The organism is Rhodanobacter sp. DHB23, from assembly GCF_014842975.1.
GTDB lineage: Bacteria > Pseudomonadota > Gammaproteobacteria > Xanthomonadales > Rhodanobacteraceae > Rhodanobacter_A.
On record NZ_JACYXK010000023.1, the window covers coordinates 95,402 to 107,300 of the forward strand.

The following is an 11,899-nucleotide window of genomic DNA, read 5'->3' on the forward strand; positions in this document are numbered from 1 at the left end:
CCCGGGAAACAGGGGGCAGAGTGCCCTTTCCAAGGGCCGCGATATTTCAGCCCCGCACTTCCTCAAACCGATTCTCCGCCCGGTTTTTGCGCACCTTCGCCGGATCCCACACGCGCCCGTTCATCGCGATGTACACGCCGTCGGGCAGCGTCTGCACCGCGGCCACCGCGCAGCCGATGTTGAACACCGCGTCCGAGCCCTGGAAGCGCGCGGGGTTGAGCGCGCCGGTGAGCACGATCACCTTGCCGGGGATGGCGGCCAGCACCTTGGCGGTTTCCACCATGGTGTCGGTGCCGTGGGTGACCAGCACGTGGCGGTGCGGCTGCGCCTCGATGGTGGAGCGGATCAGCGCGCGGTCCTCGTCGGTGACGTGCAGGCTGTCCTTGCGCAGGATCGGGATCACGTCGAACTGGAAGGCCACGCCGAGCTGGCCGAGGATCTCGCCGATCTGCGGCGCGCCGATCTTGTAGTCCGACTTGTCGTCGAAGTAGATCTTGTCGATGGTGCCGCCGGTGGTGACGATGGTGAGATGCTGCATGGTCGCTGCGCCGATGGTGAAAGCCGCCATTTTAGCCGCCTGACAGCAGGGCGGTGTCGTCCGTGCCGACATCCGCCAGCCGCAGCAGGCCGTGGCCGAGGAAACGGCGCAAGGCCGCCGCGGGTCGCGCATCGCCGCGCGCCTGCGACCAGGCCGCCTGGCGTGCCAGCAGGGCCGCCGCCGCGCAGCGCGCCAGCGTGAGCGCGAGGCCGCGCGCGCCGGCTTCCAGGGTGGTGCGTTGCGCGGGCGTCGCGTCGAGATGGCCGGCGGCGGCATCCAGCGCAGCGTCGATGGCGAAGGCGGCGTGCGGGTCGCCGCCGTGCAGCCATGCGGCGACGGCGGTGCGCAGTGCGCCCAATCCGTCGCCTGCCAGCGCGCGCAGCGCGTCAAGAGACAGCACATTGGTGGTGCCTTCCCAGATCGCATACACCTGCGCGTCGCGCAGCAGTTGCGGCAGGCCGGTGTCCTCGATGTAGCCGGCGCCGCCGAAGCATTCCAGCGCCTCGGAGCAGAGGCGCACCGCCAGCTTGCCGGTCCACAGTTTTGCCAGTGGCGTGAGCAGGCGCAGCAGCGCGGTTTCGTGCGGGGCGGCGCTGCCGTGTTCCACGCGGCCCAGCAGTTGCGCCACCTCGAAGGCCAGCGCGAACGCGCCCTCGAACTCGGCCTGCATGTCGGCCAGCGTCTGCGCATGCAGCGGCTGTTCGATCAGCGGGCGGCCGAAGGCCTGCCGGCGCGTGGCGTAGTCGCGCGCCAGCGCGATCGCCCGCGCCATGCTGGCGATCGCGCACACCGCGTTCCAGGTGCGCGTGACGTTGAGCATCGGCGCGACCTGGCGCACGCCGTTCGACAACTCACCGAGAGGCCACGCGGGCAGGCCGTCGAGGTGGATCTCGGCGGTGGGCAGTTCCTGCGTGCCCAGCTTGTCCTTGAGGCGGTCGATGACGAGCTGCGGCTTGCGCTGCGCGCCGTGCGCGTCGTCCATGGTCTCCACGTAGAACAGCGCCAGCGCGCCGGAGCCGCTGCCGGCGCCTTCGGGGCGCGCCAGGGCCAGCGCCGCTTCGCCCACCACGGCCGAGCTGAACCACTTGCGGCCGTGCAGCCGCCACTGGCCGTCGGCATCCTGCCGCGCCACGGTCTCGGTGTTGCCCACGTCGGAGCCGCCGTGCGTCTCGGTCATCCATTGGCCGCTGAGCCAGAACGTCGCCGCGTCGCGGCTGAGGAAATGCGGCAGCGCGCGTTCGATCAGCGCGCGGTTGCCGGAGGCCTTCAGCGCGGTGGCCGCGCCATCGGTCATCGCCAGCGGGCAGGTATAGAACTCGCTGGCCACGTGGTAGAGGTAGACACGTGCGAATTCCTCCAGCCGCGCGTGCTCGTGGTTTTCGTGGCCGGCGGCGAGAATCGCGTGGCGCGTGGTGAGGAGCGGGCCTTCCTGCCACGCCGTGGTCAGCTCGATGCGGTCCACCCGCCGCCCCCACGCGTCCCACTGCGTCAGCACCGGCTTGCGCCGCGTGCTCGTGGTGGCGCGCCGCCAGGCCATCAGTGCGTAGTCGCCCAGCGCGTCGAGATCGCCGGCCAGCGCGTCGCGCCGTGCAGCGGGCAGGACGCGCTCGATCAGCGAGTGCAGCAGGCGCTCGTCGCGCCATGGGTGCGGCAGTTGCGGGGCGGCTTGCAGGAATCCCATGGGCGGCTCCTGGTTCCTTTGCGCGGAGCGGCCAGTATAGGAAGCGCCGGGCAAGCCGGATCAGACCGGCAGTGCCGGCGTCAATCCCTGGCGGGAAACCACATGTTCGCCGTCGGCTGGAACGCCCGCGGCGTCACGCCGAGCAGGCGCTCCAGCTCGCCGTTGTCCGCCACGAGGTCCGCATCGAGCCGCGCCAGCGGGCCGCGCCATTTCGCCGGCGCGAAGCGCTGGCCCGCATGCAGCAGCCATGCCGGCAACGGCACGGGCAGGTTGGCGTGGGGCAGGGTCTGGCGGACGCGGGCGAACATGTCGTGCGCGCTGAGCCGTTCGCCGCCGCCGATGGGCAGGATGCGTCCCGCGCTGGCGGGGCTGGCCAGCGCGGCGAGCACGGCGAGCGCGATGTCCTCGGCGTGCACCGGCTGGCGCATGCCGCGGCCGGTGGGCAGCGGGAAGACGCGCGTGCGCCAGGCGCGGCGGGCGATCGGGCTGAGGCTCTTGTCGAGTCCCGCGCCGTAGATCAGCGTGGGGCGCAGCACCGTCCACGGGGCGCCGTGGCGCGCGCAGGCGGCGGCCAGGGCCTGTTCGCCGTCGCGCAGCTGTTGCGAGATGGCGCGTTCGGCAGGCTCGCCGGAATCGCGCTTGGTCTCCGCGCTCATCGAACTGGTGGCGACCACGCGCGGCGGTTCGCTGCCGAAATCCATGCGCGCCAGCCAGTCGGCAAACGGCTGGAGCGGGCCGAAGCTGACGATGGCGGAGGGATGCGGCAGTTCGCCCGGCATGGTGTCTGGAAGGTTGCCCTGCAGCCAGTGCAGGCCGGGTCGCGAGACGCGCGCGCGGCGGCTCAGGGCCGTCACCGCTGCGCCGCCGGCGACCAGGCGCGGCAGGAGGAAGTGGCCGATCTGGCTGCTGCCGCCGAAGACCAATACCGTCATGCGCGTGTCAGTTACCCGATTGCAGGCGCGTGGCGAGGTCGAGCACGCGCGGCAGGTTCGGCGCCAGCTTGCGCGCCTGTTGCAGCGCCTGCATGGCGCCGGTGCGGTCGCCGCCGGCGAGTTGCCGGTCGGCCTGGTCCAGCCACGCGCCGGCAAGGCGCTGGCGCAGCGCGCCTTGCGATGCATCGCCGGGCGAGAGGTCGGCGAGGTTGTCCAGCATCCGGCCGGCGCGGACGAGGTCGCCCGAGGCCAGCGCGCGGTTGAACAGCTGCTGCACCGTGCCTGGCAGCGCCTGCAGGCCCTGCTGGGCGGCGGCGCTGTTGCCGTCGATGGCCAGCGCGCTGCGGTAGAGGTCGTAGGCGCAGTTGCCGGGCGGCATCATGATGTCGCCGCGCTGCGTGGCGGCTTGCGCCTGCTGCAGCAGGCGGGCGATCTGCGCGCTTTGCTGCGGCGTCGGCGCGGGCGCCGCGGCGGCTGCGACGTCCTGGCCGTCGTTCGCGGGCGCCTTGGCGGCCGCTGGCTGCTGCTGCATGCCCTGCAGGTGCGCACGCGCGGCGGCGATGTCGGCGGACTTCGGCGCCAGTGCCGCCGCGTCGTCGAGCAGCTTGCCGGCTTGCGCGGCGTCGCCGGCGTCCATCGCCGCGCTGGCCTGCACGGTGAGTGCCTGCGCCACCTTGCCGAGGCCGGCCTGCGCTTGCGCGTTGTCCGGGTCCAGCGCGAGCGCGGCCTTGTAATGCGCCAGCGCGGTGTCGTCGCCGGCGCCGGCGATGCGGCCGTTGCGCAGCGCATCGTCGCCTTGCTGCAGGTCGGCGGCCAATGCGGCGCCGTCCTGTTGCCCGGCCTGCGCCCGCGCGGCGCGCAGGCCGGGCAGGGCGGCGTTATTCGGCTGCAACGCGGCCAGCTGTTCGATGGCGGCGTCGGCGCCCGCGCCGTCGTTCGCATCGATGGCCTTCTGCGCCTGCGCCGCCAGTGCGTCGCCGACCTGGTCCAGGCCGTGGCGCGCCACGGCATTGCCGGGATCGGCGGCGAGCATCTGCCGGTACAGCGCCCCGGCGCCGCGGTCGCCGCCGTACTGGCCGGCGGCGAAGGCCTGCTGCGCCTGGTCCACCAGGGTCGAGACCTGTACCTGCGATGCGCGCTTGGCGGCGATCATCTGGTCGAGATGGTCCACGTCGCTGCCGCCGCCCAGCAGCTCGCGGGCCACCGCGGCCTTTTGCGCCGCCACGTCGAACTGGCCGGCTTGCAGGGCGGCGTCGGCCTGCGAAAGTTCGGCCGTGCCGACCTGATGCAGGCCGTCGTGCGCGATGTCGTTGTCCGGTTCCAGCGCCACCGCGGCCTGGAACAGCTCGCGCGCGCTGGTGCCGTCCTGGCCGTCCAGATGGCCGGCGGCCAGCGCCTGCTGCGCGCGGCCGAGCACGTCGTTGAGCTCGGTGCGCGGCAGCAGGCTGTTGCTGAGGTAGCTGCGTCCGTACCACATCGCGCCGATCGCGCCGACCGCGAGCAGCAGGAGCACGGGCGCCAGCCAGCCGCGGCGCTTCCGCCGGGGTTGCGCCGCCGCGCGGGCGCCGCGCGGCTCGGCCTTCATCGACGGCAGGTCGTCGCGCGGCGTTGCCTGGCGCGGCGGCGCGTCGAGCTGGTCGAGGTTGCCCAGCGTGGGTTCGGTGCGTCCGCGCTGTTCGGGTTCGTGCTGGTCGCGGCGTCCGCTCATGGGTTCGGCAAATCGTGGGGAGGTGGAGTGATCGGCTTTCTGGCTAGTCATGCCGGCGAAGGCCGGCATCCAGTGTCTTGATGCGCTTGGCCTGAAGGCGCTGGATCCCGGCTTGACCAGCCATCCGGCTGTTGAGGAGCGCCTCGCCGGGATGACGGGCAAAACCCGCAGTGTCCGGGAATCCACCGCAGCTTAGCAGCGCACTGCAGCATTGCCGCGCCGCGCCGGAACGCGCGTTCAGGATGCGCGCGCCCCGCCGATGCGGCGTGCTTCCAGCACGTTGGGCAGGGCCAGCAGCCGGCCGAGCAGGGTGGAGAGCTGCTCGAAGTCGCGCACGCGCAGGGCGAAGCGCATCTCCACCTCGCCGCTGCTGGCGATGGCGCGGCTGGACGAGGCGAGGATGGGCGTGCCGGCGTTGCTGATCACGCCGGCGACGTCTTTCTGCAGGCCCTTGCGGTCGTAGCCGCGCAGTTCGACGTCCACTTCGTAGGCCTGCGCACTGGCCTTGCCCCAGGCCACTTCGATCACGCGGTCGGGGTCGCGCCGCGCGAGCCGCGCGAGGCTGGCGCAGTCGGCGCGGTGCACCGACACGCCGCGGCCGCGCGTGATGAAGCCGCGCACCGGATCGCCGGGCAGCGGCTGGCAGCAGCGCGCCAGCGTGGTGAGCAGGTTGCCGATGCCCTCGATGCTGAGCGCGCCGGGATCGCGCGCGGGTGCGGGTCGCGCGGTCGCGGTCGGCACGATGGCGTCGTCGTCTGCCAGCGGCTGCGCGGCTTCCTGCAGCGCGCGCGCGATCTGTCCCGTGCTGATCTCGTTGAGCGCCAGCGCGACCAGCAGCTCGTCCTGCGTCTTCAGGTGGAAGTGCGCGGGCAGCTTGGCCAGTTCGATCTCGGGCAGGGCCAGGCGCTTGAGCTCGCGCTCGAACATCGCGCGGCCCACCGCGAGGTTGGCGTCGTGCGCCAGCCGCCGGAACCACGCGCGCACCTTGTCGCGCGCCCGCGCGCTGTTCAGGTAGCCGTGGTGCGGCGAGAGCCAGTCGCGGCTGGGCTCGGCCTGTTTCGCGGTGAGGATCTCCACGCGGTCGCCGCTCTGCGGCTGGTAGGTGAGCGGCACGATGCGGCCGTTGACCTTGGCGCCGCGGCAGCGGTGCCCCACCTCGGTGTGCACGTGGTAGGCGAAGTCCAGCACGGTGCCGCCGTGCGGCAGGTCCACCACCTCGCCGCGTGGCGTGAGCAGGTAGACGCGGTCCTCCATCAGCTCGGTGCGCAGGTCGGCGGCCAGCGTGCCTTCGTCCTCGCTGCGCGTGTCCAGCAGCTTGCGCATCCAGGCGATCTTGGCCTCGAACTCGGCATCGGCGCCGCCGCCTTCCTTGTAGCGCCAGTGCGCGGCCACGCCGAGTTCGTTGGCGCGGTGCATCTCGTGGGTGCGGATCTGCACTTCCAGCGTCTTGTCGCGCGGGCCGATCACCGCGGTGTGCAGCGAGCGGTAGCCGTTGCCCTTGGGGCGGGCGAGGTAGTCGTCGAACTCGCGCGGCAGGTGCGGCCACAGCGTGTGCACCACGCCCAGCGCGGCGTAGCAGTCGGCCACCGAGTCCACCAGCACGCGCACCGCGCGGATGTCGTACAGCTCGCCGAATTCCAGCTCCTTGCGCTGCATCTTCTTCCAGATGGAATAGATGTGCTTGGGCCGCCCGGCCAGCTCGGCGCGGATGCCGGCATCGGCCAGCGCGCGGCCCAGCTCGTCCAGCGAGTCGCGGATGAAGGCCTCGCGGTCGGCGCGGCGCTCGTCCAGCAGTTTGGCGATGCGCTTGTAGGTGTCGGGCTGCAGGTGGCGGAAGGCGAGGTCTTCCAGCTCCCACTTCAGTTGCCAGATGCCGAGGCGGTTCGCGAGCGGCGCGTGGATGTCGCGGGTGAGCCGCGCCAGTTCGGTGCGTTCCGCTTCCGGCAGCGCGGTCGCCGCGCGCAGGCGCGCGAGTTGGCGCGCCAGCAGCACGAACACCACGCGCAGGTCGCGGATGATCGCCAGCAGCAGCCGGCGCAGACCCTCGGAACCGCCGCCCTGCGTGCGCTGCGCGTGCAGCGCCCAGACCTGCTCGGCGGCCTGCTGGCCTTCCACCAGCCGGCGCACGTCCACGGGAAGCTTCGGCGCCTCGGCCTGCCACAGCGCGGCATCGGCGCGCGACAGCGCGAACCACAGCGCCGCCGCCTGGGTGGGCGCGTCGCAGCCCATCGTTGCCAGCAGGTCGAGCACGTCGGCGCATTCGGCCTGGTCGACCGCACGCTCCACGCAGGCATCCACCGCCGCGGCCAGCGTGGGCGGCAGGGTGCCGGCGCGGTCGCGCCAGGCTTGCGGGCGGGCGGGTGGCGTGGGCGTGGTCATGGCCGGGAGCGCATCGGGGACGATCCATTCTAGGTGGATCGGCGGCGCTTGGCTTCACCGCCCTACGGCTGCAGAATCATGCCGATACCGTTTCGGTTGCAGCGAGTTCTATTCATGCGTTGGTTTCGATCACTGCTGGCCGTCGTGCTGGCTGGTGGCATCACCCTGCTCGGGGCGTGGCTGCTGATGGCGTGGAGCGAGGCGGGTGCGCCGTCGCTGCTCGATGTCACGCAACGGCATCCCCTGATCGGGACCACCTTCGGCTTGCTGTCCACCTTGGCCGTGGTGGTGTCGGCGCTGCTTCAACGGCGCCGACAAAAGTCACGCTGAACCCATCGTTCCTGGGCTTGCCGTTGGCTTCCGCCCCGGCCTGGTTGCCGCCGGCCGGAATCAGGACAAGTTGGGCGGGAACGCCTCGCGCAGCTCGCTCACCAGCACGCGCTCGTTCTCCGAGTAGTCGATCGGCACCGAGACCAGGTGCACGCCGCCCGCCTGGAAGGCGGCCTCCAGCGTGGGCGCGAACTGCGCGATGTCGTCGACACGGTGCCCCTGGCAGCCGAACGCGCGCGCATACAGCTCGAAATCGGGATTGCCGAAGGTCATGCCGTAATCGGCGAAGCCGTCCACGGCCTGCTTCCAGCGGATCATGCCGTAGGCGTTGTCCTGCAGGATCAGCACCACCAGGTTGAGCTTCAGGCGTACCGCCGTCTCCATCTCCTGGTCGTTCATCATGAAGCCGCCGTCGCCGCACACCGCCAGCACGCGGCGGTGCGGGTACAGCATCGAGGCCATCATCGCCGAGGGCAGGCCGGCGCCCATGGTGGCCAGCGCGTTGTCCAGCAGCAGGGTGTTGGCGACCTGGGTGCGGTAGTTGCGCGCGAACCAGATCTTGTACATGCCGTTGTCCAGCGCCACGACGCCGTCGGACGGCATCACCGCGCGCACGTCGCGCACGATGCGCTGCGGCGTGAAGCGGTCTTCGCCGGCGCGGTCGGCGAGGCGGGCGAGGATGCCCTCGCGCAGCGGCAGCAGCGCCCTGGCGTTCGGCACCTGGCCCTCGATGCGGTCGGCCAGCAGCGCCAGCGAGCGGCCCATGTCGCCCACGACCTCCGCCTGCGGGAAGTACACCTGCTCCACGCTCGCCGGCTGGTAGCCGACGTGGATCACCGTGGGGCCGCCGGGACGCATCATGAAGGGCGGCTTCTCCACGGTGTCGTGGCCGATCGCGACGATCACGTCGGCGCGGTCGATCGCCTCATGCACGTAGTCGCGTTCGCTCAGCGCGGCCGTGCCCATGTACAGGCCGGAGCCGCCGGCGACCGAACCCTTGCCCATCTGCGTGGTGAAGAACGGGATGCCGGCGCGCAGCACGAAGCGCGACAGCGCCTCGCTCGATGCCGGGCGCGAGGCCGCGGCGCCAAGCATCACCAGCGGCCGCTCGGCGCCGCGGATCAGCGCAGCGGCGCGTTCCAGCGATTCGACGCCGGCCACCGTCGGCTCCGGAGCATGCGGCGGTATGAGCGGCACCGCTTCGCACTCCATCGCGGCGATGTCCTCGGGCAGCTCCAGGTGCACCGGGCCGGGGCGTCCTTCCTGCGCGATGCGGAAGGCGTCGCGCACCAGGGTGGGGATGGTGGTGGGCGAGACGATCTGCCGCGCCGACTTGGTTAGCGGCTTCATCGTGTTGACGATGTCGACGATCTGGAACTGCGCCTGCCGGCTGGACTGGATGCCCTTTTGCCCGGTCAGGATGATCATCGGCATCGCGCCGAGGAAGGCGTAGGCGGCGCCGGTGGTGAAGTTGAGCGCGCCCGGCCCCAGCGTGCTCATGCACACGCCCGGCTTGCCGGTGAGCCGGCCGTAGGTGGCGGCCATGAATGCCGCCGCCTGCTCGTGGCGGGTGACCACGAGCTGGATGGAGGAGTGGCGCAGCGATTCCACCACGTCGAGGTTTTCCTCGCCGGGTATGCCGAAGATGCGCTCGACGCCTTCGTTCTCCAGCGCGGCCACCAGCAGGTCGGATCCCTTGGTCATGTCGTGATGTTCCGGGTGATGGGGTTGGTGATTTCCCTGTCGTTCCCGTGCAAGCGGAAACCGGGTGTCATCAGGGAGGGTCGGAATAATCTGCTCTTTGCCCGTCATTCCTGCGCAAGCAGGAATCCAGTGTCTTCGTGTTCAAGGCTTGAAGGCACTGGATGACTCGTTTTGCTCGCCCCTCCGGGGCCGCCCTTCGGGCGTTCTGCGCGCGAAGCGCTTGTCCAGCTTTCGCTGGGATGACGAGCAGGATGAGGTCCTTGTCAGAGACGATCGACCCACACGGTCTGCGCGTTGACGAATTCGCGCAGGCCGAAGTGCGACAGCTCGCGGCCGAAGCCGCTGTGCTTCACGCCGCCGATCGGCACGCGCGGGTCGGAGGCGGACCAGCCGTTGATGAACACGCCGCCGGTGACCAGCCGGCGCGCCAGCCGCTTGCCGCGCTCGACGTCGCCGGTCCACAGGTTGCCGCTGAGGCCGTAGTCGCTCTGGTTGGCCAGTTCCACCGCATGGTCGGCGTCGCGCGCGGCGATGATCGCGCCCACCGGGCCGAAGGTCTCGGCATCGAACACCGGCATGCCGGGCTTGACGTCGGCGAGCACGGTGGGCGCGTAGAAGTAGCCCTCGCGATCCAGCCGCTGGCCGCCGAGCAGCACTTTCGCGCCGGCTTTCACGCTGTCGGTCACCTGCTGGTGCAACTGCTCCAGCAGGTCGAGGCGGGCCATCGGGCCGACCTGGGTGGCCGCGTCGCGGCCGTCGCCTACCACAAGGGCCCTGGTGTGTTCGACGAAGGCCTGGGTGAAGCGCTCCAGCACGGCCTCTTCGACGATCATGCGCTTGGCCGCGATGCACACCTGGCCGGCGTTCTGGAAACGCGCGGCCACGGCGATCCCGGCGGCCTTCTCCACGTCGGCGTCGGCCAGCACGATGAAGGGATCCGAGCCGCCCAGTTCCAGCACCACCTTCTTGATCGCCTGGCCGGCCTGGCCGGCGATGGTGCGCCCGGCGCCCACGCTGCCGGTGACGGTGACCGCCGTGACGCGCGGATCGGCGATCGCGGTGGCGCTCTGCGCGCGGGTGAGGTGGGCGCTGATGAAGGCGTCCGCGGGCAGGCCGGCGGCGCGCCAGGCCTGGTCCAGCAGCTCGGCGCAGCCCACCACGTTCTCGGCCGGCTTCAGCAGGAAGGCGTTGCCGCCCATCAGGATCGGCACCGCGGCGCGCATCGCCTGCCAGTAGGGGAAATTCCACGGCATCACGCCCAGCACCACGCCCAGCGGCAGGTAGGACACATAGGCCTTGCCGTCCGGCACCTCGGTGGGTTCGTCGGCCAGCAGGCGCGGGCCGTGCTCGGCGTACCACTCGCACAGGTGCGCGCACTTCTCCACCTCGGCGCGCATGTCGCGCAGCGGCTTGCCCATCTCGGCGGTGGCCATCGCCGCCATTGCCTCGCTGCGCTGGCGCAGCGAGGCGGCCATCGCGCGCAATACTTCGGCGCGCTGCGCCAGGCTGGCGGCACTCCAGCGCGCGAAGCCGGCCTGCGCGCGGTCGAGCAAGGGGCCCAGCGCGGCGTCGTCGAGGAAGGGGCGTTCGGCGACCAATTCGCCGGTGGCGGGGTCGCGCGACACCGAAACGTTGTCGGGCGCGGTTTGGTGGGTGGAGTCGGCAGGCATGGCGTGTTTCCTTCGAGGGGATGTGGCCGGCACGGCGCGCGGTCGATGCGCGAAACATGGACCTGCACGCTTGCGCGGACAAGACGGGTGGCGATCCTGGGTGCCGTACCACCAGTCTGGGCAGGCTAGCCTTTCGTGCGTCGAAGGTAGGTGACCAGCGACAGGTCGTGGCGGTTCTGCGGTACCAGCGCCACGTACTGCAGGTCGACCCGGCCCAGCGTGGGATGGTCGAGCTGCTTGATGCCTTCGTCGAAGCGGCGCACGTCGTGGTCGGGCCACCAGCGGCGGAAGACGTCGCTGCGCTCGGTGAGTTCGGCGACCAGCGCGTCGAAGGGTCGCTTGTCCGCCGCCTGCGCGTAGGCGGCGCGGAAGCTGGCGAGGGTGCCGCGCGCGATCTCTTCCCAGTTGACGATGAGCGTGCGGTAGGGCTCGTGCAGGAACATCAGCCGCAGCGTGTTGCGCTCGTGCGGCGCCAGGCGGTCGTAGTCGACGAACAGCTCGGCGATGGCGCGGTTCCAAATCAGGATGTCGAAGCGGTTGTTGCGCACGTAGGCGGGCAGTGGGCCCAGCGCCTGCACGAACTGGCGCAGGCCGTCGGTCAGCGACTCGTCGTGGGTGTCCTCGGGCGGCGCGTAGCCGGACAGCGCGAACACGTAGGCGCGCTCGGCGTCGCTCATGCGCAGCACCCGCGCCAGCCGCTCCAGCGCCTCGGGCGAGGCGCGCACGTCGCGGCCTTGCTCGATCCACGTGTACCAGCTCGCGCTGACGTCGGCGGCCAGCGCCACTTCCTCGCGCTTCAGGCCCGGCGTGCGGCGGCGGCCGATGGGGAAGCCCAGCGCGGTCGGCGGCACGCGCGCGCGGCAGGCCATCAGGAACGCGCCGAGTTCCTTGCGTTGCGCCGCGTTGTGCGTGGAGGCACTCATGGTCGTCGCTGCCTGCGGATCTCTCCGCATCATA

Annotated in this window: 9 protein-coding genes; 1 reads left to right on the top strand and 8 read right to left on the bottom strand. The window is 71.4% G+C overall.

The window, feature by feature from the left end:
• Nucleotides 1-46: 46 nt before the first annotated feature.
• The 5 genes from IHE47_RS05740 to IHE47_RS05760 form a co-directional block, all read right to left on the bottom strand.
• Nucleotides 47-538 (bottom strand): asparaginase domain-containing protein, encoded by a 492-nt coding sequence (locus IHE47_RS05740; protein ID WP_192105040.1) that lies wholly within the window; start codon nt 536-538, stop codon nt 47-49.
• A 31-nt stretch (nt 539-569) separates the two neighbouring features.
• Nucleotides 570-2,219, bottom strand: a complete 1,650-nt coding sequence (locus IHE47_RS05745) for an acyl-CoA dehydrogenase family protein (RefSeq protein WP_192104916.1) — start codon at nt 2,217-2,219, stop codon at nt 570-572.
• Nucleotides 2,220-2,299: 80 nt separating this feature from the next.
• The gene (locus IHE47_RS05750) at nt 2,300-3,151 is read right to left on the bottom strand and encodes an NAD-dependent epimerase/dehydratase family protein (RefSeq protein WP_192104917.1); all 852 of its coding nucleotides are present in this window, start codon (nt 3,149-3,151) and stop codon (nt 2,300-2,302) included.
• Between the two features lie 7 nt (nt 3,152-3,158).
• Complete coding sequence (locus tag IHE47_RS05755) at nt 3,159-4,859, bottom strand: hypothetical protein (protein ID WP_192104918.1); 1,701 nt, start codon at nt 4,857-4,859, stop codon at nt 3,159-3,161.
• A 237-nt stretch (nt 4,860-5,096) separates the two neighbouring features.
• Nucleotides 5,097-7,238, bottom strand: coding sequence for a bifunctional (p)ppGpp synthetase/guanosine-3',5'-bis(diphosphate) 3'-pyrophosphohydrolase (locus IHE47_RS05760; protein ID WP_192104919.1), 2,142 nt, complete (start codon nt 7,236-7,238; stop codon nt 5,097-5,099).
• Between the two features lie 114 nt (nt 7,239-7,352).
• On the opposite strand from IHE47_RS05760, the gene IHE47_RS05765 reads away from it, so the two are divergent.
• Nucleotides 7,353-7,568, top strand: coding sequence for a hypothetical protein (locus IHE47_RS05765; protein ID WP_192104920.1), 216 nt, complete (start codon nt 7,353-7,355; stop codon nt 7,566-7,568).
• A gap of 60 nt (nt 7,569-7,628) precedes the next feature.
• Here IHE47_RS05765 and IHE47_RS05770 read toward each other — a convergent pair whose 3' ends face one another.
• The 3 genes from IHE47_RS05770 to IHE47_RS05780 form a co-directional block, all read right to left on the bottom strand.
• Nucleotides 7,629-9,272 carry an acetolactate synthase large subunit gene (locus IHE47_RS05770; protein ID WP_192104921.1) on the bottom strand — a complete coding sequence of 548 codons (1,644 nt, stop codon included), beginning with the start codon at nt 9,270-9,272 and terminating at the stop codon, nt 7,629-7,631.
• Nucleotides 9,273-9,535: 263 nt separating this feature from the next.
• The gene (locus IHE47_RS05775; protein WP_192104922.1) at nt 9,536-10,942 is read right to left on the bottom strand and encodes an NAD-dependent succinate-semialdehyde dehydrogenase; all 1,407 of its coding nucleotides are present in this window, start codon (nt 10,940-10,942) and stop codon (nt 9,536-9,538) included.
• Nucleotides 10,943-11,067: 125 nt separating this feature from the next.
• Nucleotides 11,068-11,865: a helix-turn-helix transcriptional regulator gene (locus tag IHE47_RS05780; protein WP_225561651.1), complete on the bottom strand. Its 798-nt coding sequence runs from the start codon at nt 11,863-11,865 to the stop codon at nt 11,068-11,070.
• Nucleotides 11,866-11,899 lie beyond the last annotated feature (34 nt).

Bases quoted from the DNA above. Each gene is read 5' to 3' on its own strand.
- IHE47_RS05750 (WP_192104917.1), bottom strand. From the start codon at position 3,151: ATGACGGTATTGGTCTTCGGCGGCAGCAGCCAGATCGGCCACTTCCTC.
- IHE47_RS05780 (WP_225561651.1), bottom strand. From the start codon at position 11,865: ATGAGTGCCTCCACGCACAACGCGGCGCAACGCAAGGAACTCGGCGCG.
- IHE47_RS05760 (WP_192104919.1), bottom strand. From the start codon at position 7,238: ATGACCACGCCCACGCCACCCGCCCGCCCGCAAGCCTGGCGCGACCGC.
- IHE47_RS05755 (WP_192104918.1), bottom strand. From the start codon at position 4,859: ATGAGCGGACGCCGCGACCAGCACGAACCCGAACAGCGCGGACGCACC.
- IHE47_RS05775 (WP_192104922.1), bottom strand. From the start codon at position 10,942: ATGCCTGCCGACTCCACCCACCAAACCGCGCCCGACAACGTTTCGGTG.
- IHE47_RS05770 (WP_192104921.1), bottom strand. From the start codon at position 9,272: ATGACCAAGGGATCCGACCTGCTGGTGGCCGCGCTGGAGAACGAAGGC.
- IHE47_RS05740 (WP_192105040.1), bottom strand. From the start codon at position 538: ATGCAGCATCTCACCATCGTCACCACCGGCGGCACCATCGACAAGATC.
- IHE47_RS05765 (WP_192104920.1), top strand. From the start codon at position 7,353: ATGCGTTGGTTTCGATCACTGCTGGCCGTCGTGCTGGCTGGTGGCATC.
- IHE47_RS05745 (WP_192104916.1), bottom strand. From the start codon at position 2,219: ATGGGATTCCTGCAAGCCGCCCCGCAACTGCCGCACCCATGGCGCGAC.